We start from the raw sequence: 22,358 nt of genomic DNA on the forward strand, positions 1-22,358 counted from the left end.
CGCCGCGGGGCCCGGGGGCCCCCCCCCCGCGGGGGGCGCCCGGCCACAAACTGTGGCCCCCCCCGGCGGCGGGGGGGCGCGCCCCGCCCGCCCGGGGGGGGGGGGCCGGGGGCCGTCCGGGCGAGCCACTAGGCTGGGGCCCTCCTGTACGTCGCACCCCGGGGAGAGATCCGCATGGCACCCGCCATCCCTGCCGCCATGGAACGGCCGCACTTCATCGGCATCGGCGGTGCCGGAATGTCGGGCATCGCGAAGATCCTCGCCCAGCGCGGGGCGAAGGTGGCCGGCAGCGACGCGAAGGAGTCCGCGACCGCCGAAGCGCTGCGCGCCCTCGGCGTCACCGTCCACATCGGCCACGCGGCCGCCCACCTCGCCGACGACGCCACCGCCGTCGTCGTCTCCAGCGCCATCCGCGCCGACAACCCCGAGCTGGCCCGCGCCGCCGAGCTCGGCATCCCGGTCGTCCACCGCTCCGACGCCCTCGCCTCCCTGATGGACGGCCTGCGCGCGATCGCCGTCGCCGGTACGCACGGCAAGACCACGACCACCTCCATGCTGGCCGTCGCCCTCACCGAACTCGGCCTCGACCCCTCGTACGCCATCGGCGGCGACCTCGCGGGCCCCGGCACCAACGCCCGCCACGGCGCGGGGGAGGTCTTCGTCGCCGAGGCCGACGAGAGCGACCGCAGCTTCCAGAAGTACGACCCCGAGGTCGCGATCGTCCTCAACGTGGAGCTGGACCACCACGCGAACTACGCGTCGATGGACGAGATCTACGAGTCCTTCGAGGCGTTCGCGGCCAAGATCCGCCCCGGCGGCACCCTGGTCGTCGGCGAGCACTCCGGCGCCCGCGAGCTGGCCGCCCGGGTCGCGCACCGCGAGGGGCTGGGCATCGTCACCGTCGGCGAGGCCGAGAGCTCCGACGTGTGGATCCGCTCGATCGTGCCGAACGGCATGACCAGCGAGGTCGTCGTCGTCCTCGACGGCGTCGAGCACACCTTCACCGTCTCCGTCCCCGGCCGCCACTACGCCCACAACGCCGCCGCGGCCCTCGCCGCAGGCGCCCGCGTCGGCATCGACCCCGCCGAGCTGGCCCAGGCCCTCACCGCGTACACCGGAGTCGGCCGGCGCCTCCAGCTCAAGGGCGAGGCGGCGGGCGTCCAGGTCATCGACTCGTACGCGCACCACCCCACCGAGATGACCGCCGACCTGGAGGCCATGCGCGGCGCCGCCGGAGCCTCGCGCCTCCTGGTCGTCTTCCAGCCCCACCTCTTCTCCCGCACCCAGGAGCTGGGCAAGGAGATGGGCGACGCCCTCACCCTCGCCGACGCCTCCGTGGTCCTCGACATCTACCCCGCCCGCGAGGACCCGATCCCCGGCATCACCAGCGAGCTGATCATCACGGCGGCCCGCGCGGCCGGCGCCGACGTGACGGCGGTGCACGACAAGGAGACCGTCCCGGAGGTGATCGCGGGAATGGCCAAGCCCGGTGATCTCGTTCTCACGATGGGCGCGGGCGACGTCACGGACCTCGGACCGCGGATCCTCGCCCACCTGTCGAAGTAGAGGGAGAGAGCTCATGTCGTACGACGTCGAGAAGCCGGACGAGCAGTGGCGTGCGGAGCTGACCCCGGCGGAGTACCAGGTACTGCGCCAGGCGGGCACCGAGCCCGCGTTCCGGGGTGAGTACACCGACACCACGACCAAGGGCGTCTACTCCTGTCGGGCCTGCAGCGCCGAGCTCTTCACCTCGACCGAGAAGTTCGAGTCGCACTGCGGCTGGCCGTCCTTCTACGACCCGAAGGACAGCGACGCCGTCGAACTGATCGAGGACCGCTCGCACGGAATGGTCCGCACCGAGGTGCGGTGCGCTCGCTGCGGCTCGCACCTGGGCCATGTCTTCGAGGGCGAGGGCTACCCGACGCCGACGGACCAGCGCTACTGCATCAACTCGATCTCGCTGCGGCTGACGCCGGAGTCGGATTCGTAGCCTTCGGACGAGGCTCGCGCATGCCCCTGGTTGACCACGGTCGGCCGGGGGCACGTTCGTGTGTGATCGGGTGACGCGTGTGACGTGACGAAGGGGGGAGCGTTCGTGGAACCGGTGGCGGCAGAACTTCTCATCGCTCTGGCGAGCGGGACGGCGGGAGCCGCGGGACAGAGCCTGTGGGAGCGGCTCCGTGCGCTCGTACGGAGAGAAGCCCCGGCGAGCGAAGGGGAGTTGACGGCGCTCGACGAGGACACCGGGAACGCCCGGCGCGCCCACGAACTGGCCGAGGCCCTGCTCCTGCGGGCCCGCCAGGACCCCGCCTTCGCGGAGGCGCTCGCGCTGTGGCGGGAAGAGGCGGAGCGGGTCCAGGGCGGCGACGCGCGAGGCGGCGGTGACACGCGCCAGGAGATATCGGGCGGCACCCAGAAGAACGTCGTCATCGCCCGGGACGTCCACGGACCGATCAACCTGAGCTGAGGGGCGCGGCGGTGAAGCACGGGGGCGCCGAGGGTTCGCACCAGGAGATATCGGGCGGCACGCAGAGGAACGTCGTGTTCGCGCGCGACATCGGGACCGTGGAGATCCACGGCGCGTACGAGATCCACTCGGGGGCGGACTCGCCCTGGTACCGCGCCTTCGGCCCGCTCGCCCGTATCGCCTGCGCCCTCCTCGGGACACTGCTCCTCCTCGGGCGCCCCGAACTGCCCCTCGCGGAACGGTTCGACCCGGGGCCCGTGACCGGCGGGTGGCTCCTGCTGGCCGGCGCGATCGCGGCCGAGGCCGGTACGAGGGTGAGCCGTGCGTCGGCCCGACGGCGCCGGGCGGTCTGGCGCTCCGAGAAGAACCTCGCCCGCGCGGCGGAGGCGCTGGCGGAGGGCCTCGCCTTCCGCTACGACCAGGACGAGCGCCTGGCGAGGATCAACGACCCGCGTCCGCTGGCGGTGAGCTGGACGAGGACCGATTCGGCGGGGGAGGGGGAAGGGCCGGGCGGTGACGACGGTGCCGATGCCGCTTCGCGCGCGGGTGCCGACGACAGCGACGAGACGTCCATCGCCGCCCTCTTCGCCTCCACCCCCTCCCGACGCCTCGTCGTCCTCGGCGGGGCCGGGGCCGGCAAATCCGTCCTCGTCCTTCGCCTCGCGCACGCGCTCCTGCGCCGCCGCGCCCCCCGCTCCCAGGACCCCGTGCCCGCCGTCGTGTCGCTGGCGTCCTGGGATCCCGGGCACGGCCTCCTGGGCTGGCTGGCAGGGCGGCTGGCGGAGGAGTATCCGGATGCCTTCGCGTCGATCGCGGGTGCTCCGCCGGTCGACGTCGCCTTCCATCTGCTGCTGACCCGCCGGGTGCTCCCCGTCCTCGACGGGTTCGACGAACTGCCCGGACACCGGCGCGCCGACGCGCTCCGCCAGATCACCGGGACCATGCGGGGGCGCCGCCCGTTCGTGCTCACGAGCCGAGAGCCGGAGTACCGCGAACACGCGCCGGACGAGGACGTGTTCGAGCGCACGGAGATCCGCCTCAGCCCGTTGAGCGACGACTCCGTACGGGCGTACCTCAGCCCCGGACGGAGACCGAGCCGCTGGACTCCCGTACTCGATCGGCTGGACCGGGCCGACGACCGCTCCGGTGGCGGCTCCCCCGAGGTGCGACGGCTGCGCGACGCGCTGAGCGTGCCGCTCATGGTGGGCCTCGCGCGGGTCGCGTACGCGCGCCGGGACTCCGACCCCGCAGAGCTGCTGGAGCCGGGGAGGTTCGACCGCCCGGGGGAGATCGAAGCCCATCTGTACGACGCGTTCCTCGACGTCGTCTACAGCTCCTCGCACGATGTGCGGGCCGCGCACGGCGGGTGGGCGCCGGAACGGGCGCGCGCGTGGGCGGGCTTCCTCGCCGCGCGGATGAAGGAGGCGAACGAGCAGGACCTCGCGTGGTGGCGGCTGGACGCCTCGGTGCCGCGGGCGGTGCGGGCGCTCGCGCTGGTGCCGGCGTTCGGGGCGGCCGCGGTGCTGTCGGCGCAGTTCGACTTCGGCCGGCCTTGGTGGGACCGCGGGTTTCCGGTGCCGCAGTCGGGGGTGTTCGCGCTGGTGTGCGGCCTGGTGCTGATCGCCGCCGCGGCGGCCTGTCCGGCCGCGTGGCAGTTCCCGCCCCGCCGCCCGACTCGGCCGGGCGGGGACGAGATCCGTGCGGCGTTCGCCCGGCGGACGGACCGGGTGGCAGCGGCGCTGGCGACGGCCGGACTGGTGGCGGGGTGGGCCGAGGTGTGGGTCCTCGGCTCCGAGCCCCTTCGCTGGCTGATGTCCGTCGGCACGGCGGCCGTCGTATGGGCGTACGGGGTGAGGGCCGTCGCCTCCGTCTGGCGCAGCTCCGACCCGGCGCTCGCCGACAGCCCGGCCGGGCTGCTGCGCGCCGACCGGCGCGGTGTCCTGACCCTGGGCTGGCTCGCGCCGGTCAGACGGGGGGTGACGGACACTCCGCTCGTCGTGCTCGTGCTCCCGGTCGTGATGCTCGCCTGCTGGCAGCAGTTCGGCGGCGTGAACGTCGTCACCGCACGCGACTGGCTGCTCCTCGCGGTCGGGATGCCGTTCGTCTGGACCCTGTACGCGTTCGGGGCGTCCGCGTGGGGCGGTCTGACCGTGGCGCGGCTGTACTTCTGGAGCACGGGCAGGCTGCCCCGGCAGTTCATGGCGTTCCTGGAGGACGCCCACGCGCGGGGCGTGCTGCGGCAGTCCGGTGGCGTCTACCGCTTCCGCCACATCGAACTGCGCGACCGGCTGGCGCGGGACGCGGGTGGGGGCGTGCCGATCCGTACCCGGCCCGGCGGGCCTCTCGCCGCCCTGCGGAAGGCCACGGCCACGGTGCTCGCGGCGGCCGCTTCGCTGGCGGTGCTCGTCGTCGCCTCGGGGGCCGTCCTCGCACTGCCGCTGCCCGGGCCGGTGCGCTCGCTGCCCGACGCCTGCGGACTGCTCGCGCGGCGGGATCTCGACCGGCTCATGGAGGATCCCGCGACGCTCGCCGCCGACGGAGGCCGCACGTGCGCCGCGGGCGAGCAGGCTCCGTTCGCCCGCAGCGTCGAGATCACGGTCGGCGCGTGGGTGCTGGCGGGGGAGGGGCGTTTCCTCACGGGGCCCCGCAGGGCGCAGGTGGAGTACGGCGAGGCGCGACAGCGGGCGAAGGCGTGGGCGGAGGGAGGCACGGGCGGCGGCTTCCACCGTGAGCTCACGGGCTTGGGCGACGAGGCGTATCTGTCGGCGATGCCCGATCCGGCCCGCGGGACCGACGAGGTCCTGGGGCCGAGAGGGTACGCGGAGGTGGGTCTGCGTACCGGGAACGCGTTCCTGTACATCCGGTACGAGGAGGAGTTCGCGTCCCTCGACCGCGCGGGCGAGATCGCGCGGATCCTGGCCCGGGAGGCGGCCAGGCGGGCCGGGATCGCGGGTGGCGGGTCCGGAGCCTCGGGTACGCCGCTCAGCGAGCGGTCCCTGGCCGATCTCCCACGGCGGGCGGGCATCCCGGGGAAGGACAACCGGTTCGCGTACTACCCCCGCCGCCCGGCCCAGTCGTTGCGTGGAGCGACCTGGCAGGACGACGAACGGTCCCACCTCTGGCACCTGTTGTACGCCCCCTTGGTGTTCCGGGCCCCGAAGCACCTCGACTGCACCCGCGAGGACGGCGTGGACCCCGTCACGTACACCTGCGGGAGCGGGCCCGCGCAGGTGAAGGCGGGGCTCCTGCCGGAACTGCGCCTCGACATCCGCTTCCACCGCTGCGGCGGCTCGTGCAGTCGGCAGGAGACCGACCGGTTCCTGCGCGAGGCGCCAGATCAGACGCAGCCGTCGTGGACGAGACGCGACGACGCCACGTACTACGCGGCGGGAGTCGTCGGCGAGCGCTACCGGTTGACGATGAAGCGCTATTGGCTGTCGCGGGACACGACCACGAAGACCTGGCAGGCCCACCTCCTCTGGGTCAGGACCGAGACCCCGAAGGAACACGCGGCCCTGGCCGAGAAGATCGTGAACGACATGTTCACGCAGACGGGCGGCTCGCCCGCATCCGCGACCGCCACCCAGAACACGACCGACACGGACTGACGGGACTCTGTGACCGGTGGGCCCTGGCCGGCGGGGCACTTGGAGTTGCCCGGGCGATCCGTCAGTAGCCGGGTCGTGCGCGCGTGGGATCGTGCGCAGGGTTACGACGTTCCCGACCGCGGACGCGTCCCGTCCGAGATCCTGGACGCCTGGGAACAGGCGGAGGGAGAGAGATCGTGACCCACGTCCATGTCGTCTACGCGCACCCGAGCGAGCGGAGCTTCACGCGTGAGGTGCTCGACGCGTTCACGGGCGGGCTCGTCGAGGGCGGACACACGTACACCGTTTCGGACCTCGACGCGATGGGGTTCCGATCGGAGCTCACGCGCGACGAGTACGAGCGTGAGTCCGGGCGCCGCGCCGACGCGGCCGTTCCCGACGACGTCGCCGCCGAGCACGCCAGGCTGGCGGCCGCCGACGTGTGGGTGTTCGTCTATCCGGTGTGGTGGGCCGACTGTCCCGCGCGGCTCAAGGGCTGGTTCGACCGGGTGTGGACGGTCGGGTTCGCGTACAAGCCGGCCGGGGTCGCGGTGGCGGCGAAGGCGCTGGTGCTGTGCACGGCCGGCTACACCGTCGCCGAGCTCGACGCGTCGGGGTGCCACGAGGCGATGAGGACCGTCATGCTCACCGACCGGATCGGCGCGCGGGCGAAGACGAGCGAGTTCGTCGTCCTGGGTGGGTCGGCGACCCATGGGGAGGAGGAGTGGGCCGCCCTCAAGGACGAGCACCTCGCGCGGGCGGCGGAGCTGGCGCGGTCGCTCTGAGGCTCAGTGGTTCTTCGCCTCCTCGGCAGTCGCGGGGTGCGGCTCCTTGTCCGCCGTCCTCCGGGACCGGCGGGCGAGGTCGCCCACCGCGAGTGTCACGACGCCCGCCAGCAGGCCCCAGAACGTCGACCCGATACCGAAGAGCGTGAGGCCGGACGCGGTGGCCAGCAGCGTGACCACGGCCGGCTCGCGGAGGCGTTCGTCCAGGAGCGCCGAGGTGAGCGAGCTGCCGATGGTGCCGAGGAGGCCGATGCCCGCGATGCCCAGGACCAGGGCCGGCGGCATCGCGGTGAGCAGCCAGCCGACCGTACCGCCGAAGAGGCCGACCAGCAGATAGAAGACGCCCGCCCAGACGCCCGCGACATAGCGCTTGCGCGGGTCGGGGTGGGCTGCCTCGCCGCTGCAGATGGCCGCCGTGATCGCGGCCAGGTTCAGACCGAAGCAACCGAAGGGCGCGAGGACGGTGTTGACCGTGCCCGTCCAGGTCAGGAGGGGCGAGACCGGCGTCGTGTAGCCGGCGTTGCGCAGGACGGCCACCCCCGGCAGGTTCTGCGAGGCCATCGTCACCGCGAAGAGCGGAAGGCCGACCCCGACGAGGACCTGCCAGCTGAACTCGGGTCGTACGAAGGACGGTTCGGCCAGCGCGAGCTCGAAGCCGTCCAGCTTCCAGGAACCCTGCCACGCCGTCGCCGCGATCCCGGCGACGAGCGCGCCGACGACCGCGTACCGGGGGAACCAGCGCCGGCCCACGAGATACGCCAGGAACATGGGAACGGCGATCAGACCGTTCCGCTCCATCTGCGTGAACAGCTCGGTGCCGAACTGGAGGAGCACCCCCGCGAGCAGCGCGGAGGCGAGCGGGACCGGAATCCGGTTCATGATCCGCTCGAACCAGCCGGTGACCCCACTGATGACGATCAGCACGCCGGACAGCAGGAACGCCCCGACGGCCTGAGCCATCGTCACCCCCTGCAGCCCGGTGGCGAGCAGAGCGGCCCCCGGCGTCGACCAGGCCGTGACGATCGGTGCGCGGTAGCGCAGGGAGAGGGCGATGCAGGTGATGCCCATGCCTATCCCCAGGGCGAAGACCCACGAGGTGAGCTGCGCGGACGTGGCCCCCGCGGCCTTGGCGGCGGTGAAGACGACGGCCACGGAGCTGGTGACGCCGATGAGCATGGCGAGAAAGCCGGCCGCTACGGCGGTGGGGGGCGCGGCGGACCGCAGATGTCGCATGAAGGTCATGGGTGCTCTCGCTCGTGCTCTCGGTGCATGGGGCGTCGGCGCATGTTCGCACGTCCCCCTTCTGCCCTTGTCTGATGGGCCGTGATGACCGGAAGATCCGTAAGTGAGAGATCGTGGAGGGGAAATGAACAGAGGGGTGGGTGTTCCATGGGGGGCATGATCAAGGGCGGCAACGCCTTCGTTCCGACGGTGCCGCTGCGGGTCGCCGTGCGGAACGGGCTGGACGTCGCGGTGCTGCTCCTGACGGAGAAGGGGCGCGTCAGAGGGGACGCGGACATCGTGTTCCACGGTGCGCCGGCGCATCCGTCGAACGCCGTACGGCTGACCGGGGCCGAGAGCGGCACGATGTGGCTGGACGTCGGACTCCCGCTCGTCGAGGAGGAGGTCGTGCGCGTCCTCGTCGTCGGGTCGGTGGAGAACGGCGCGCTGCGGGACGTGATCGGGACGTCGGTGGAGGCGTTCGCGCCCGACGGCACGTCGGTCGCGCGGTACGACGTGAACGACGCGGGCGGCGAGACGGCGATGGTGCTTGCCGAGCTGTACCGGCGGGCGGGGGGCTGGAAGTTCCGTGCGGTGGGCCAGGGGTACCTGAACGGCCTCGTCGGCCTGGTGACGGACCACGGAGTGGACGTGGCACAGGAGGGCCAGGCGCCGCAGGCGGTCCCGTTCCAGCCGCCGGCTCCGGCTCCGACCGTGGCTCCACCCCCGTTCCAGGCTCCGACGCAGGCTCCGGCCGCGGCACCGCCCGCGTACCAGGCTCCGGCCGCGGCACCGCCCGCTTTCCAGCCGCCGGCTCCGGCCCCGGCCGCGGCGCCACCCCCGTTCCAGGCCCCGGCGCCGGTCGCTCCGGCGCCCGTCGCTCCGGTGCCGGTCGCCGCCGGTATGGAGGAGTGGGGGTTCGGTGCCGTGTTCGAGCCGTACACCCAGACCGGCCGGGACAACGACGTGATCACCGTGGAGGGGCTCCCGCCGGGGCCGGTCGTGGTCGACCTCGCCATCCGGGGCGACGGTTACACCGGACTGTGGCCGCTCACCCGGTTCAACAAGGAGGGGGACACCCTCGTCAACAGCACCGAGGAGGACTTCCGGGGCCGCGTGCTCACCCGGGTCCCCGAAAACGGGCGGCTGCGGCTGCGGTTGAAGGCTGAGGGCCCCTGGCAGCTCCAGGTGCTGCCGCTGGCCGCGGCGACGCGCCTGACGGAGGAATGGGGGGAGAGCCGAGGCCCGGACGTCCTGCTGCACACCGCGGGCACCGCCGACCTCGCGATCCACTACCGAGGCGACGACAACCTCATCGTCAACCTGTACGAACTGGCGGGGCACGACGACCCCACGTGCTTGCCCACGGACGAGAACGTGGTCAACGAGATCGGCAAGCGACGGGAGACCGTACCGCTGCCCGAGGGCCCGGTCATCGTGCAGCTGGAGATGGCGGACGGCCCCTGGCGGGCCCAGCTGAAGCACGTGGAGCCCCACAGCCGGCCGTCGACCGGGGACGGCCTCGCGAGGGTGACGGACATCCGCACGGCCCAGGCCGGCCGAGCGTGGTGGTCCAGGCGCTGATCACCGCAGGTCATGAGTGCGCCGTCCCGGAGGTTCTCCGGGGCGGCGCACACGATCGTCGTCAGAGCGCGGGCGCCAGGAGTGTCAGGCGCAGGATCGCCGCGGCGGCCAACGCCGTCGGGATCGCGTACCACCACGCCCGCAGCCACTCCGCCCTCACGAACCAGAGGGTCAGCAGCACGGTGACCACGGAGAGGGCCAGGCCGAACCCCGCGGCGAAGCCCGAGTTGGTGGCGGCCTGCCGGTCCCAGGGACCGTCGGGCTCGGTGGTGCAGGCGACCAGAAGGACGTAGCCCGTCGCGAGATGCCCTACGGCCAGGACGCCGGCACAGACGACGACGCCGACCCGCTCGGCGGCGCCGGTCCGCCGCCCCTCGCGCACATCCGTCACCCCAGCGCCTCCTCGGCCTGGTCCAGCTTGCCGTCGAAGACCCGACCGTACGCCCTGGCACCGTCACCGTCGTCGTAGGGGCCGCCGTCGTAACGGCCCGGGTCAGGACGCCGGTTGCAGGAGGTCCCAGCGGTTGCCGTAGAGGTCCTCGAAGACCGCCACCGAGCCGTACGGCTCATGGCGGGGGGTCTCCAGGAAGCGGACGCCCGCCGCCGTCATCCGGGCGTGGTCGCGGGCGAAGTCGTCCGTGTGGAGGAAGAAGCCGACGCGGCCGCCCGTCTGGGCGCCGACGGCGGACTCCTGAGCGGCGTCCTTCGCGCGGGCGAGCAGCAGGCCCGTACCGGCGGGGCCGCCCGCGGGGCGGACGACGACCCAGCGGGAGCCGTCGCCACGGTCCGTGTCCTCGGCGAGGTCGAAGCCGAGGGCGTCGGTGTAGAAGGCGATGGCCTCGTCGTAGTCACGGACGACGAGGGTGACGAGAGCGATGGAGGACATGCGCTCAGGTTATACGTATGACTTCACGGGCGCCACACGGTGCGAGAATGCACCCCATGGACGCCCAGTCGCTCACCGAGCTCACCGCGCGCGCCCGGCTGCTCGCCGTTCCCGGCCGGCGGCGGATCCTGGGGCTCGCCGGGGCCCCGGGGGCCGGGAAGTCCACGCTGGCGGCCCGGCTCGTCGCCCGGCTGGAGGGGCTCGCCGCCCTCGTGCCCATGGACGGCTTCCACCTCGCCCAGCAGGAGCTGGAGCGGCTCGGCCGCGCCCGGCGCAAGGGCGCGCCCGACACCTTCGACGCCGCCGGGTACACCGCGCTCCTCGCCCGCCTGCGCGCCCCCGAGCCCGGCACCACTGTCTACGCCCCGGCCTTCGACCGGGCCCTTGAGGAGCCCGTCGCCGGAGCGATACCGGTCGCCCCCGACATCCCGCTCGTGGTCACCGAGGGCAACTACCTGCTCCATGACGAGGGCCACTGGGCCACCGTCCTGCCGCTCCTCGACGAGGCCTGGTACCTGGAGCTCGACGACCGCCGCCGCGTGCCCCGGCTCGTCGAGCGCCACGTCCGCTTCGGCAAGGACCGCGCCCACGCCGAGCGCTGGGTCCAGGACTCCGACGAGTCCAACGCCCGGCTCGTCGCCCGCGGCCGGCACCGCGCCCACCTCGTCGTGCGCATGAACTGACCCCTCGGGAGCCGTCCGTCGCCCATCGGACATGATCACCGCATGAATACGACCAGTCGCCGCACGATCCTGACCTCCATGGCGGCCGCCGCCGCCGGCCTCCCCCTGATCAACGACCTCGCGGGGAACGGCAGTACCGCCGCCGCGGCCACCACCGCCGCCGAGTTCCCCTCCAACACGGCGCTCTACAGCAGCGGTACGTATCAGGAGGGCGTCCACTGGATGCGCCGCTTCCGCCGCGGAGCCCCGGCGGAACTCCTCGACAACGCGAGCGGGACGAGCGAGCCCGTCCGCAGTACGGCGATCATCGCGCCGCACGGCGGTGGCATCGAGGCGGGCACCAGCGAACTGTGCCTCGCCATCGCCGGGTACACGCCCACCGGCGCCGGGACCGCGCCCGCGGCCGTGGCCGGCGTGCCGCAGCGCGACTACTGGATGTTCGAGGGGCTTGCCTCCTCCAGCGAACTCCACGTCACCTCGACCAACTGCGACGACCCGGCCGCCCTGGCCGTGTGCGGCCACAACCTGTACGCCGTCTCCCTGCACGGCTTCGCCCCGGAGACGGGCCCGGCCAAGCAGATCCTCATCGGCGGCCGCGACCAGCGCCTGATGCGCAACCTGGCGTCCGCCTTCGCCGCGCACGGCCTCACCACCGGAACCGGCACCCCCCGGCTGGACGTGACCGTGGTCGTCGCGGGCGTCGACTCCCCGCTGAACGGCGACGATCCCGCGAACATCGTCAACCGCACGAGCAGCGGGGCGGGTGCCCAGCTGGAGATCTCCACCGAGCTGCGCAAGGCGATGTTCGGCACCTTCGGCAGCGCCGCCGACCGCAGGGCGACCGCCGGCAAGGGCACCGCGGACGAGGCCCACTTCTGGAACGGCTTCGTCGACGCCGTACGCGAAGCCGTCGACCGCCACGAACTCGGCCGCGACGCCGTGTAGGCGGGGGCGGGGCCGTACCCGTGACCGCGATCCGGGGCGGGCCGCCCCGTGGCGGCGCCGTCCTACCGCGCCCGCTCCGGGGCCGTCCGCTCCGTCGCCGCCCGCGCCAGCGCCCGGACGACCGGGTGCGGGCGCGAGCCGTCGCCCGCAAGCTCCGGCTGGAACAGCGTCGCCAGGAAGAACGGGTGCCCGGGCAGCTCCGCGATCCGGACCTGGCCCTCCTCGTCCTCGCCCGTGAAGCGCAGGCCGTGGGCCCGCAGCGTGTCCAGATGGCGGCTGTCGGGGCCGTAGTCGCAGTGGTACCGCTCCGTCGTCCGCTCGGCGCCGAGAACGGACTCCGCGAGCGAGCCCGGTGTCACCCGCACCGTCCCCTCGTGGCCCACCAGGGAGCAGGCGAGTGGCGCGATCAGCAGGTCGTCCCCGGCCGCCGCCGGGTCGTTCTCGGCGTGCGCCGCGCCGCTCAGGCCGCAGACGTCGCGGGCGAACTCGAGCAGCGCGTGCTGGAAGCCACCACAGGTGCCGAGGAACGGAATCCCGTCCTCCCGCGCCGTGCGGATCGCCGCCAGCGCGCCCGCCTCACTCGCGTACGGGCTCCCCGGCAGTACCCACACCGCGTCGAAGCCCTTCACCGCGCCGGGCGCCTCCGCGTCCCCGGTCGGGATCCAGTAGGCGTCGAGCACGAGGCCGTCGCGCTCGGCCAGCGCGTCCAGCAACAGAGGGATGCGGACATGGGACTTCACATGCGGGGAACGGTCACCGACCAGGGCGATGCGAGATGTCTTCGTCATGCGGACCATGCTGGTCGGACAGCCCGGTTCACGTCCAACGATGATTCCTGCACTCTCCATCGTGAACACTTATGGCCATGGATCCGCACCTCCTGCGTACGTACGTCACCGTCGCCCGGCTCGCCTCGTTCTCCGAGGCCGCCCGCGAACTGGGCTACACCCAGTCCGCCGTCTCCCAGCACATCGCCGCCCTGGAGAACGACCTCGGACTGCCGCTGCTCGGTCGCCGCCCCGTCGTCCCCACCCCCGCGGGTGAGCGCCTCCTCGAACACGCCGGCTCCCTCCTCCTCCGGCTCGACGCCGCCCGCGCCGACCTCGCCCGGTTCGCCGCCGCGCCCCGCGGGACGCTGACCCTCGCCGTATCCCCGCTCGCCCTGCACCCCCGTACGCTCGCCGCGCTCCCCGCCTCCGGCGTCACCCTGCGCACCCTGCCCCGCGACGAGGTGCCGGCCGCCGTCGCGACCGGAGCCGCCGATCTCGGTCTCGTCGACGGACTCGCCGCGCCCAGCGACCCTTTGCGGCTCCCCGACGTCGCCCCGCTCACCGCCGTGCGCGTCGCCGAAGAGCCGCTCGCCGTGGTCCTGCCCGCGGGCCACCCGCTCGCCGGGCGCCCCGGACTGCGCCTCGCGGACCTCGTCGACGCGCGCTGGCTGGACGCCCCCGAAGCCGGGATCCCGCTCGACGGGCTGCGCGCCGCGCACGGCGGCCCCGCCGGCCACGGCTTCCGTACCGCACTGCGCTACGAAGGCACCGACACCCGCACCCTCGGGGCGCTGGCCGCCGCCGGCCACGGCCTGACGCTGCTGCCCGTCTCCCTCGCCGACGCGATCGCGGGCGCCGTCGCCGTACCGCTGGGCGCGCCCCGTCTCGTGCACCGCACCGAACTCCTCCACACCCGCTCCGAACCCGGCCCCCCGGCCGCCGAGTTGGCAGCGTGCCTGGTCGCGGAGTCGACTTGGCGACTCCCCACCTGATCCACTCGACACCCCCTAGGCTGTTCCCCAGGCGACGGAAGGCGGGCGGACGTGGGGTTGTTCCGGCGAGGACCCAAGCGTGACGGTGACGACGCGCCCAGGGACCCCGAGTTCTCGTACTTCTCCGAGCGCGAGGCCGCCCTCTTCCGCAGCCGGGTCCGCGAGGCGTTCGCCGAACTCGGCCTCGAAGTCACCGTCTACGCAGACCTGGTGAGCGACGCCGACGGCCGCAAGTTCGGCCTCGGCAACCTCGCCGCCGTCTGCCACAACGACCGCCGCGGACCGCGCGCCTGGCCCGCGCTCATCCGCCGCCACGTCGGCCTCGTGCTGCGCACCATGGACGGCCCGTCCGCGCTCGACACCCTCCCGCCCGAACAGATCCGCTCCCAGCTCTACCCGCGGGTGGTCAGCGGCGAGGGCATCGACCCGGGGACCTTCGGCTACGCACGGAGCGTCGCGCCCGGACTGTACGAGATCCTCGCCCTGGACCTGCCGGAGAGCGTCATGATGCTCACCGACGAGGCACTCGAACCGCTCGGCGACGTCGAGCGGTTGCGGGACCGGGCGCTCGCCAACCTGCGCGGGCTGCCCGTCGAGGGCCACGAGACGGTACGGGACGCCGACGGAATGTGCTTCGAGGTGATCCTCGGCGACTCCTTCTACACCGCGAGCCGGGTCCTGGACCTGGACACCGTCGTACGGCGCGTCACCGGGCAGCCGATCGGCGAGCACGGCGCCCTGGTGGCGATGCCGTTCCGCCACCAACTCGCCTTCCACCCGATCCGCGACACCACGATCGTGCCCGCGCTCGGCGCGATGGCCTCGTTCGCCGCCTCCGGCTACGAGGACACCCCGGGCGCCATCAGCCCGTACGTCTTCTGGTGGCGCGGCGGCACGCTCACCCAGCTCAGCGACCGGGACGCGGACGGCGGGGAGCTGCGGATCGTCGTCGGCGAGGACTTCCACGAGCTGCTCGAACGCCTCATCGCCCAGGGGCCGGGGCCGGAGAAGCGCTGAGCACTCGCGGCCCGAGGGCTCGGCGGGCAGGATGACCCCATGTCGAGTACGCCCGAGTCCCGTACGCCCGCCCCCTTCACCGCCGACGACTACCGAGCCCGGATGGAGCGCGCCGCCGCGTCGGCGGCCGACGCCGGACTCGCCGGTGTCCTCGTCGCGCCCGGCCCGGACCTGGTCTATCTGACCGGCTATCAGCCGACCGCGATCACCGAGCGGCTCACCGTCCTCGTCATCGCCGCGGGCCGGGACCCGGTCCTCGTCGTGCCGACCCTGGAAGCCCCGGACGCCGAGAAGGCCCCGGGCGCCGCCGCGCTCACGCTGCGGGACTGGACCGACGGCAAGGACCCGTACGCGGTCACCTCGCCCCTCCTCGACGTCGAGGGGCGCTTCGGCGTCAGCGACAACGCCTGGGCGATGCACCTCCTCGGGCTGCAGAAGGAGCTTCCCGGCACCTCGTACGTGTCCCTGACCGAGGCGCTGCCGATGCTGCGGGCGGTCAAGGACGCCCACGAGCTGGAGCGGATCGCGGCCGCGGGCGCCGCCGCCGACCAGGCGTACGGCGAGATCGTGAAGGTCGCCTTCGCCGGCCGTCGGGAGACCGAGGTCGCCGCCGACCTCGCCGCGCTGCTCATGCGCTTCGGCCACTCCCAGGTCGACTTCACCGTCGTCGGCTCCGGCCCCAACGGCGCGAACCCGCACCACGAGGCGGGGGACCGGGTCATCCAGCGCGGCGACATGGTCGTCCTCGACTTCGGCGGGCTCAAGCACGGGTACGGCTCCGACACCACCCGTACCGTCCACGTCGGCGAGCCGACCGCCGAGGAGCAGCGCGTCCACGACCTGGTGCGGGAGGCCCAGCAGGCCGGCTTCGAGGCCGTCCGTCCCGGTGTGGCCTGCCAGGACGTCGACCGGGCGGCCCGCAAGGTGATCACGGACGCGGGCTACGGCGAGTACTTCATCCATCGCACCGGCCACGGCGTCGGGGTCACCACCCACGAACCCCCGTACATGATCGAGGGCGAGGAACGCGCGATCGTGCCCGGCATGTGCTTCTCCATCGAGCCCGGCGTCTATCTCCCGGGCCGCTTCGGCGTCCGCATCGAGGACATCGTGACGGCGACGGAGGACGGCACCGGCGGCGGCCGCCGCTTCAACAACACGCCCCATGAGATGGCGATCGTGGAGTGATCAGGTGGTGCGCGTGCCGCCCTCGCCAACGACCTGCGGAACTCGGTGGACCACTGGGAGGCGCGGGCTCACCACCGGCCCGCCTTCCCACCGGTCCCGTGTACCCGCCCGGCTCGCCACCTGGCCGGGCCCGGGCCGCTCACCCGTCCGTCAGTACCACCGCGCACTCCGCCGGCAGTCGCAGCAGGCCGTCCGAGCCCGGGGCGTCGACCGGATCCCAGGCGGCGAGGACCCGGTCGCGGCCGTTCGTGCCGAGCGGGATCTCCACCGGTTCCTTGCCCAGGTTGACCGCGATCCGCAGCACCCCGCGGCGGAACGCCAGCCAGCGGGCCTCCTCGTCGAACGCGACCCGGACCGCCGCCAGGTCCGGGTCGGTGAGGTCCGGCAGGGTCCGGCGCAGCGCGATCAGCTCGCGGTGCCAGGCGAGCAGCCGGTTGTGCGGGGCGCGCTCGCGCTCCGTACGGTCCAGGACGGAGCGGTTCCGGGTCGCGGGCTCCTGGGGATCGGGGATGTCCTCCTCCGCCCAGCCGTGTTCCGCGAACTCCCGTCGCCTGCCCCGCCGTACCGCCTCCGCCAGCTCCGGATCCGTGTGGTCGGTGAAGTACTGCCAGGGCGTCTTCGCGCCCCACTCCTCGCCCATGAAGAGCATCGGGACCGCGGGGCCGGTCAGGACGAGCGTCGCCGCGCAGGCGAGCAGGCCGGGGGAGAGGGTCGCGGAGAGCCGGTCGCCCAGCGCCCGGTTCCCGATCTGGTCGTGCGTCTGGGCGTAGCCGAGGAAGCGGTGCGCGGGGGTACGGACCCGGTCCACCGGCCGTCCGTGGCGACGGCCCCGGAAGCTCGAATACGTACCGTCGTGGAAGAAGACGTGGGTCAGGGTCTTGGCGAGCGCGGCCAGCGGGGCGCGCGCGAAGTCGGCGTAGTAGCCCTGGGACTCACCGGTCAGCGCGGTGTGCAGCGCGTGGTGGAAGTCGTCGTTCCACTGGGCGTGGATGCCGAGACCGCCCGAGACGCGCGGGGTCGTCGTCCGCGGATCGGCGAGGTCCGACTCGGCGATCAGGAAGTGCTGGCGGCCCTGCTCCCGCGCCAGCTCGTCCACCGCCTCCGACAGCTCCTCCAGGAACGTCAGCGCCCGGTCGTCCACCAGGGCATGCACGGCGTCCAGCCGGAGTCCGTCGATCCGGTAGTCCTGGAGCCAGGCGAGCGCACTGTCCCGCAGATAGGCGCGGACCTCGTCCGAGCCCGCCGCGTCCAGGTTCACGGCCGCACCCCACGGCGTGTGGTGCGTGTCGGTGAAGTACGGGCCGAAGGACGGCAGATGGTTCCCGGACGGGCCGAGATGGTTGTGGACGACGTCCAGGACCACGCCCATCCCGAGGCCGTGCGCCGTGTCGACGAACCGCTTCAGCGCCGTCGGCCCGCCGTACGGCTCGTGCACCGCCCACGGCGCGACGCCGTCGTACCCCCAGCCGCGGATCCCCGGGAAAGGACAGAGCGGCATCAGCTCCACATGGGTGATGCCGAGCCCCGCCAGCTCCCCGAGCCGCTCGGCGGCCGCGTCCAGGGTCCCGTCGGGGGTGAAGGTCCCGATGTGCAGCTCGTACAGGACACCGGCGCGCAGCCGCAGCCGCGGGGACTCGTTGAACCAGACGTACGCGGAGTGGTCGACGACCGCGCTGAGTCCGTCCGGCCCGTCCGGCTGGCGGCGTGACCGGGGGTCGGGCAGTACGGGCCCGCCGTCCAGCGAGAAGCCGTAGCGGTCGCCGTCCTCGGCCGCCGCGACCCCGGTCCACCAGCCGGCCCGCTCGGCGTCCCGCTCCAGGGGCTGCCCGGTGCCGTTCAGCTCCAGCGTCACCCGGTCACGGGCCTGCGGGGCCCACACCTCGAACAGCACCGGTCGGATCCCCTCGTCGACGGACACCACGCAACGACAACGACTACGGCGTCCATCCTGGCAGTCAGGACTGGGCCGCGCCCGGTGTGTCCCAGACGAAGTTGATCGCTCGCTCGAACGTCGCGTAACCCGTGCGGGCGAAGGCGTTGGCCATCGGGACGTTGCCCAGGTCGGTCGCCGCACGGATGCGCGGCACGTCCTGGCCCGCCAGGACACGGGTGCCCTCGGCGAGGATGTCGTCGATGTAGCCCTTGCCGCGGTGTGCGGGGAGCACACCGATGTACGCGATGGTGTGGTGGTAGTTGTTCCGTGCGGGCACGACGAAGCCGACCGGCTCACCGGTCTCCGGCAGCTGCGCGACCTGCCACCACTCCCGGGGCGAGGCGTAGTGCGCGAACTCCTCGTCGTAGTGCTGCTCCGCCGCCGCGCGGGGCGAGAGACCGGACGCGAGGTCGGCCTGCCCGTGCGCGTCGAGCGTGCCTTCCATGACCGGCGTCATCAGTGCGACCAGGTCCTCGCGGTCGCGCACCGGGCGGAACTCCAGCCGGCCCGTCGGCTCCGGTACGGGAGTGCCGGGGAGCCACTCCAGACGCAGCCGCTCGACCAGCGGGCGGGCCCCGGAGCGTTCCAGGACACCGAAGAGGGTCTCCAGCCGGGCGCGGGTCTCCGGGAGCTCGCGCCAGTCCGCCGGCATGAACCGGCCGAACTCCGGGCGCGCCGTGCCCACCGGCACGACCGCGGCGGTCGCCGTCTCCAGGAGACGCAGACCGACCTCGGCGCGCTCCTCGGCGGCCAGCTCGGGGTCGAGGTCGAAGAAGTCGAGGGCGAGCGGCTCGCCACCCTCCTTGGTGGTCCACCAGGAGATCCTGGCCAGGACGCGATCGCCGCGCAGAGCGACCCACATCCACGCCGGCACACGGCGGCCGGTGGCGAGATCGTCCTCGAGTTCGTGGTCGAGGACGTAGCTGAGCCGGCAGAAGAGCCCCAGCTCCTCCGGTCCGGAGAGCGGGCGCAGTATCACGCCGTCAGGCATGTCGGTCGATGACGTGGTCACGTCGGGTCCCCCTGGGAAATCGAGTCCGCAGACGGTACCAGCGATCTTGGTGGTGGGGTCCGGGGCATTCCCGGAGCCGGCCCTCGCCCGGGAGCCGCGCCTCGCCATCTCGTGAGCCGGTAGGCGGAATCAGGGCTCCGTGCGGCCGTTCGCGCCCCTGCGGGCCATGTGACGAGCCCCGTTCTGGACACGTCCGGCCCCTCGGACCGACAATCACGGTGTGACGACGCCTTTCGAGTTCTCCACGCACTCCGCGCGGCTTACCGACGCCGAGCGGGACCGTGCGCTGGTGCTGCTCCGTGAGGGTGCCGCGCAGGGCAGGCTCTCGCACGACACCTTCCTGTTCCGGATGGAGCGCGCGCTCGTCGCGCGCCGGCCGGACGAACTGGCCCTGCTCACCGCCGATCTGCAGACCGAGTCCGGCTGGACGCGGCGGGTGGTGGGCGCGGTCGAGAAGATGTCCGCGTTCACGGCCAAGCTCGGCCGCGCCTGGCAGGCCGAGCGGCTGCCGAAGCTGCTGCTGCCCGAACCGGGTCCGCACCCGCTGCGGATCGGCCGCGACCCGGCGAACGGGCTGCGGCTGAGCCACGAGACCGTCTCCAGGCTGCATGCCGAACTCTCCCTCCAGGGCGGCATGTGGGTCCTGCGCGACCTCGGCTCGACCAACGGCACGAGCGTCAACGGCCGACGGGTCACGGGCGCCGTGGCCGTGCGGGCGGGAGACATGGTGGCGTTCGGACAGATGTCGTTCCGGCTCTCGGTCCGCTGAACGGTGGGGCGGGTGCGTCGGGGACGGTCGGGACGGCTGCGGAGGGACGCGTGTCGTTTCGACGGCCGTGCCCCGGGCCGGATCAACCACCGTTCCCGGTAGGGAGGTTCCCGCAAGGGTGGGGGTAACCCCCCGCCAGGACACCGGAGTCCACCAGTGACCCGGCGACGCCTCCGACGGGAGGCTGATCGCCATGAGGACAACAGGTCAGCAGCCGCAAGGCAGAGTCCCGGTCACGGTCCGAACGGCGCAGTGGTGTGCCACGCACCCGTGGAAGGCCATCTCCGGCTGGGTGCTCCTCCTCGCGCTGTGCATCGGCGCGGGGGCCGCCGCGGGCATGAACAAGGGCTCGTTCGCCGACTTCTGGATCGGTGAGGCCGGACGGGCCGAGGCCATGGCCTCCGGCAGCGGACTGACGCCGCCGCCCGTCGAGCAGGTGCTGATCGAGCGCACGGCCCGGACCGCCGGGGACGAACCCACGGCCGCCGCGGGCGAGATCCGCCGCCGGATGGACGGGCTGCCCGCCGTCGAGTCGGTCGGTGAGCCGGTCGCCGCCCGCGACGGCGCCGCCCTGCGGATCGCCGTCACCCTGCGCGGGGACCGGGAGACCGCGAAGAAGGACGTCGACGCGCTCCTCGCGCAGACCGCCGCCGTCCAGCGGGCCCACCCGGGCCTGCGGATCGAGCAGACGGGCAGCGCCTCCATCTCCGTCGCCGTCAACGACAAGCAGGGCCAGGACCTCCAGCGGACCGAGATGATCAGTCTCCCGGTCACCTTCCTCATCCTCTTCGTCGTCTTCGGCGCCGTCCTCGCCGCCGGCATCCCCGTTCTCCTCGCCGTCTTCGCCTTCGCGGGCTCGGTCGGCCTGTACGGGCTCGCCTCCTGGGTCTTCCCGGACGCGGGCGGCGCGGCGCTCAGCGTGATCTTCATGATGGGCATGGCCGTCGGCGTCGACTACTCGCTCTTCTACCTCAAGCGGGCCCGGGAGGAGCGCGAGCGTTCCGGCGGCACGATCTCCCACGCCCGCGCCGTCGAACTGGCCGCCGCGACCTCCGGACGGGCCGTCGTCGACTCCGGTCTCGCCGTCGCCCTGTCCCTCGCCGCCCTGTACCTCGTCGGCGACGTGATCTTCTCCTCGATCGCCACCGGGGCGATCCTCGTCACGCTGGTCGCGGTGGGCGGCTCGCTGACCGTGCTGCCCGCCCTGCTGGCCAAGCTCGGCCACCGGATGGACGGCGGCAGGCTCGCCCGCCGGCACCGCGCGGGCGGCGAAGGGCGCCTGTGGGCCAGGCTGCTGCGGCCCGTCGTCCGCCGTCCGCTCGTCGCCCTGATCGCCGGCCTCGTCGCCACCGTCGCGCTCGCCGCGCCCGCGCTGGGGATGAAGCTCGGCACCGAGGGCAAGGAGACCTTCCCGGACAGCATCCCCGCGGTCGCCGCGTACGACAGGCTCGTGACGGCCTTCCCGTCCGAAGGGCCCGCGCATCTCGTGCTCGTACGGGGCGAGGACCCGGCAGCGCCGCTTCGGAAGCTGGCCGAGTCCGCGCGCGGCGACGCGCTCTTCGCGCAGGACCGGGCGCCGGTGGTGCGGACGGCCGAGGACGGGCGCACGGCGCTGCTGGCCCTGCCCGTTCCGTACGCCGCGAACTCGCCCGAGGCGGCCCGCTCCCTGGAGAAGGTGCGCGGGCAGCTGTTGCCGGCGGCCGTCGAGGGAGTGCCGGGGCTGCAGTGGGCCGTGTCCGGCGAGATCGCGGCCGGCGCGGACTACGCGGCGCACCAGCGGGAGCGGCTGCCCTGGGTGGTGCTCTTCGTCGCGCTCGCCACCCTGGCGATCATGTACGCCGCGTTCCGTTCGGTCGTGATGGCGGCGCTCGGCATGCTGCTCAACCTGGCGGCGGTACTGGTGGCCTGGGGCGTCCTCACGCTGGTCTTCCAGGGGACCTGGGCGGAGGGGCCGCTCGGCTTCGAGTCGCTGGGCTTCGTCGGTTCCCGTACGCCGCTGCTGGTGCTCGCAATCCTCGTGGGGCTCTCCACGGACTACCAGATCTTCGTGGTCAGCCGGATCCGGGAGGCCGTGGAGCGCGGGGTGCCGACGCGTCAGGCGGTGGTCGACGGGATCGCCGGCTCGGCGAGTGTGGTGACGAGCGCCGCGGTGATCATGGTGTCGGTCTTCGTCAGCTTCCTCTTCATCGACCGTATCGAGATGAAGCAGATCGCGGTGGGCCTGACGGTCGCCGTCCTCTTCGACGCCATCGTGCTGCGCGCGATCATCCTCCCGTCGACGATGGCCCTCCTCGGCGAGCGCGTCTGGTGGCCGCGGCGCCCGGCGACGGCGGCGGTCCGGACGGCGCGCGTGCCGGCGGCCGCGGCACCGGCCAGGCCGGTGGAGGTCTGAGGCGGGGCCGGACCGGCCGGACGTCACGCGGCGTCCGCGCCGCCACGGAACGCGGGGGGGGCCGGGGCGGGGCGGGGCCGGGCCCCCCGCGGGCCCGGGTGGTGGCCGCCGGCGAAACCCCCGTGGC

At 73.4% G+C, this 22,358-nt stretch carries 19 protein-coding genes and 1 pseudogene; 14 read left to right on the forward strand and 6 right to left on the reverse strand.

The features are described from left to right. Nucleotides 1-174 precede the first annotated feature (174 nt). The 6 genes and pseudogenes from murC (at nt 175) to ACFVZW_RS23165 (ending at nt 6,839) form a co-directional block, all read left to right on the forward strand. On the forward strand, nt 175-1,566 hold the full coding sequence (gene murC, locus ACFVZW_RS23140; protein ID WP_384524244.1) for a UDP-N-acetylmuramate--L-alanine ligase: 1,392 nt from the start codon (nt 175-177) through the stop codon (nt 1,564-1,566). A 13-nt stretch (nt 1,567-1,579) separates the two neighbouring features. Beyond that, the gene (msrB, locus tag ACFVZW_RS23145; RefSeq protein WP_384524247.1) at nt 1,580-1,990 is read left to right on the forward strand and encodes a peptide-methionine (R)-S-oxide reductase MsrB; all 411 of its coding nucleotides are present in this window, start codon (nt 1,580-1,582) and stop codon (nt 1,988-1,990) included. A gap of 114 nt (nt 1,991-2,104) precedes the next feature. Continuing rightward, nucleotides 2,105-2,467: a hypothetical protein gene (locus tag ACFVZW_RS23150; protein ID WP_384524250.1), complete on the forward strand. Its 363-nt coding sequence runs from the start codon at nt 2,105-2,107 to the stop codon at nt 2,465-2,467. A gap of 464 nt (nt 2,468-2,931) precedes the next feature. Then, nucleotides 2,932-3,531: pseudogene (locus tag ACFVZW_RS23155) on the forward strand (NACHT domain-containing protein); the annotation flags it as partial. A 2,619-nt stretch (nt 3,532-6,150) separates the two neighbouring features. Continuing rightward, complete coding sequence (locus ACFVZW_RS23160; protein WP_384524253.1) at nt 6,151-6,255, forward strand: histone-like nucleoid-structuring protein Lsr2; 105 nt, start codon at nt 6,151-6,153, stop codon at nt 6,253-6,255. Then, nucleotides 6,252-6,839 carry an NAD(P)H-dependent oxidoreductase gene (locus ACFVZW_RS23165; protein ID WP_384524256.1) on the forward strand — a complete coding sequence of 196 codons (588 nt, stop codon included), beginning with the start codon at nt 6,252-6,254 and terminating at the stop codon, nt 6,837-6,839. Before ACFVZW_RS23160 ends, ACFVZW_RS23165 begins: the two co-directional genes overlap by 4 nt. A gap of 3 nt (nt 6,840-6,842) precedes the next feature. On the opposite strand, the gene ACFVZW_RS23170 is transcribed toward ACFVZW_RS23165, so the two are convergent. Next, nucleotides 6,843-8,081 carry a benzoate/H(+) symporter BenE family transporter gene (locus tag ACFVZW_RS23170; protein WP_384524258.1) on the reverse strand — a complete coding sequence of 413 codons (1,239 nt, stop codon included), beginning with the start codon at nt 8,079-8,081 and terminating at the stop codon, nt 6,843-6,845. A gap of 147 nt (nt 8,082-8,228) precedes the next feature. Here ACFVZW_RS23170 and ACFVZW_RS23175 point away from each other — a divergent pair, with 147 nt between their 5' ends. Then, entirely contained in the window at nt 8,229-9,644 is a 1,416-nt protein-coding gene (locus tag ACFVZW_RS23175) for a TerD family protein (protein ID WP_384524261.1), read from the forward strand. A gap of 61 nt (nt 9,645-9,705) precedes the next feature. Here the strand turns inward: ACFVZW_RS23175 and ACFVZW_RS23180 are convergent, their stop codons facing one another. Together ACFVZW_RS23180 and ACFVZW_RS23185 are read right to left on the reverse strand one after the other, a co-directional pair. Further along, nucleotides 9,706-10,035 (reverse strand): hypothetical protein, encoded by a 330-nt coding sequence (locus tag ACFVZW_RS23180; RefSeq protein ID WP_384524264.1) that lies wholly within the window; start codon nt 10,033-10,035, stop codon nt 9,706-9,708. Between the two features lie 102 nt (nt 10,036-10,137). Beyond that, nucleotides 10,138-10,530 (reverse strand): VOC family protein, encoded by a 393-nt coding sequence (locus ACFVZW_RS23185; protein ID WP_384524266.1) that lies wholly within the window; start codon nt 10,528-10,530, stop codon nt 10,138-10,140. Nucleotides 10,531-10,577: 47 nt separating this feature from the next. On the opposite strand from ACFVZW_RS23185, the gene ACFVZW_RS23190 reads away from it, so the two are divergent. Both ACFVZW_RS23190 and ACFVZW_RS23195 read left to right on the forward strand, forming a co-directional pair. Next, entirely contained in the window at nt 10,578-11,213 is a 636-nt protein-coding gene (locus ACFVZW_RS23190; protein WP_384524269.1) for a nucleoside/nucleotide kinase family protein, read from the forward strand. Nucleotides 11,214-11,255: 42 nt separating this feature from the next. After that, a complete protein-coding gene (locus ACFVZW_RS23195) occupies nt 11,256-12,158 on the forward strand; it encodes a poly-gamma-glutamate hydrolase family protein (RefSeq protein WP_384524272.1) in 903 nt (300 codons plus the stop codon). Nucleotides 12,159-12,220: 62 nt separating this feature from the next. On the opposite strand, the gene ACFVZW_RS23200 is transcribed toward ACFVZW_RS23195, so the two are convergent. Next, nucleotides 12,221-12,946, reverse strand: coding sequence for a hypothetical protein (locus ACFVZW_RS23200; protein ID WP_384524275.1), 726 nt, complete (start codon nt 12,944-12,946; stop codon nt 12,221-12,223). A gap of 77 nt (nt 12,947-13,023) precedes the next feature. On the opposite strand from ACFVZW_RS23200, the gene ACFVZW_RS23205 reads away from it, so the two are divergent. The 3 genes from ACFVZW_RS23205 to ACFVZW_RS23215 are packed head-to-tail and all read left to right on the forward strand — an operon-like array spanning nt 13,024 to nt 16,125. Continuing rightward, nucleotides 13,024-13,920 (forward strand): LysR family transcriptional regulator, encoded by an 897-nt coding sequence (locus tag ACFVZW_RS23205; RefSeq protein WP_384524278.1) that lies wholly within the window; start codon nt 13,024-13,026, stop codon nt 13,918-13,920. A 51-nt stretch (nt 13,921-13,971) separates the two neighbouring features. After that, on the forward strand, nt 13,972-14,937 hold the full coding sequence (locus ACFVZW_RS23210; protein WP_384524281.1) for a hypothetical protein: 966 nt from the start codon (nt 13,972-13,974) through the stop codon (nt 14,935-14,937). A 39-nt stretch (nt 14,938-14,976) separates the two neighbouring features. Next, complete coding sequence (locus ACFVZW_RS23215; RefSeq protein ID WP_384524284.1) at nt 14,977-16,125, forward strand: aminopeptidase P family protein; 1,149 nt, start codon at nt 14,977-14,979, stop codon at nt 16,123-16,125. A 139-nt stretch (nt 16,126-16,264) separates the two neighbouring features. On the opposite strand, the gene treZ is transcribed toward ACFVZW_RS23215, so the two are convergent. Beyond that, nucleotides 16,265-18,016, reverse strand: a complete 1,752-nt coding sequence (gene treZ / locus ACFVZW_RS23220; protein WP_384524350.1) for a malto-oligosyltrehalose trehalohydrolase — start codon at nt 18,014-18,016, stop codon at nt 16,265-16,267. A gap of 64 nt (nt 18,017-18,080) precedes the next feature. Beyond that, nucleotides 18,081-19,049 (reverse strand): GNAT family N-acetyltransferase, encoded by a 969-nt coding sequence (locus ACFVZW_RS23225; protein WP_384524353.1) that lies wholly within the window; start codon nt 19,047-19,049, stop codon nt 18,081-18,083. 241 nt (nt 19,050-19,290) lie between these two features. Between ACFVZW_RS23225 and ACFVZW_RS23230 the strand changes: the two genes are divergently transcribed. Both ACFVZW_RS23230 and ACFVZW_RS23235 read left to right on the forward strand, forming a co-directional pair. Then, entirely contained in the window at nt 19,291-19,839 is a 549-nt protein-coding gene (locus tag ACFVZW_RS23230) for an FHA domain-containing protein (protein ID WP_384524286.1), read from the forward strand. A gap of 193 nt (nt 19,840-20,032) precedes the next feature. Continuing rightward, nucleotides 20,033-22,231 carry an MMPL family transporter gene (locus tag ACFVZW_RS23235; protein ID WP_384524288.1) on the forward strand — a complete coding sequence of 733 codons (2,199 nt, stop codon included), beginning with the start codon at nt 20,033-20,035 and terminating at the stop codon, nt 22,229-22,231. The last annotated feature ends 127 nt before the right edge of the window (nt 22,232-22,358 follow it).

The sequence above is a fragment of the Streptomyces sp. NPDC059567 genome, from assembly GCF_042735655.1.
Classification (GTDB): domain Bacteria; phylum Actinomycetota; class Actinomycetes; order Streptomycetales; family Streptomycetaceae; genus Streptomyces.

Coding starts and splice junctions, on each gene's coding strand:
- murC (WP_384524244.1), top strand. CDS start 175: ATGGCACCCGCCATCCCTGCCGCCATGGAACGGCCGCACTTCATCGGC.
- msrB (WP_384524247.1), top strand. CDS start 1,580: ATGTCGTACGACGTCGAGAAGCCGGACGAGCAGTGGCGTGCGGAGCTG.
- ACFVZW_RS23170 (WP_384524258.1), bottom strand. CDS start 8,081: ATGACCTTCATGCGACATCTGCGGTCCGCCGCGCCCCCCACCGCCGTA.
- ACFVZW_RS23175 (WP_384524261.1), top strand. CDS start 8,229: ATGGGGGGCATGATCAAGGGCGGCAACGCCTTCGTTCCGACGGTGCCG.
- ACFVZW_RS23185 (WP_384524266.1), bottom strand. CDS start 10,530: ATGTCCTCCATCGCTCTCGTCACCCTCGTCGTCCGTGACTACGACGAG.
- ACFVZW_RS23190 (WP_384524269.1), top strand. CDS start 10,578: ATGCACCCCATGGACGCCCAGTCGCTCACCGAGCTCACCGCGCGCGCC.
- ACFVZW_RS23195 (WP_384524272.1), top strand. CDS start 11,256: ATGAATACGACCAGTCGCCGCACGATCCTGACCTCCATGGCGGCCGCC.
- ACFVZW_RS23200 (WP_384524275.1), bottom strand. CDS start 12,946: ATGACGAAGACATCTCGCATCGCCCTGGTCGGTGACCGTTCCCCGCAT.
- ACFVZW_RS23205 (WP_384524278.1), top strand. CDS start 13,024: ATGGATCCGCACCTCCTGCGTACGTACGTCACCGTCGCCCGGCTCGCC.
- ACFVZW_RS23215 (WP_384524284.1), top strand. CDS start 14,977: ATGTCGAGTACGCCCGAGTCCCGTACGCCCGCCCCCTTCACCGCCGAC.
- ACFVZW_RS23225 (WP_384524353.1), bottom strand. CDS start 19,049: ATGCCTGACGGCGTGATACTGCGCCCGCTCTCCGGACCGGAGGAGCTG.
- ACFVZW_RS23235 (WP_384524288.1), top strand. CDS start 20,033: ATGAGGACAACAGGTCAGCAGCCGCAAGGCAGAGTCCCGGTCACGGTC.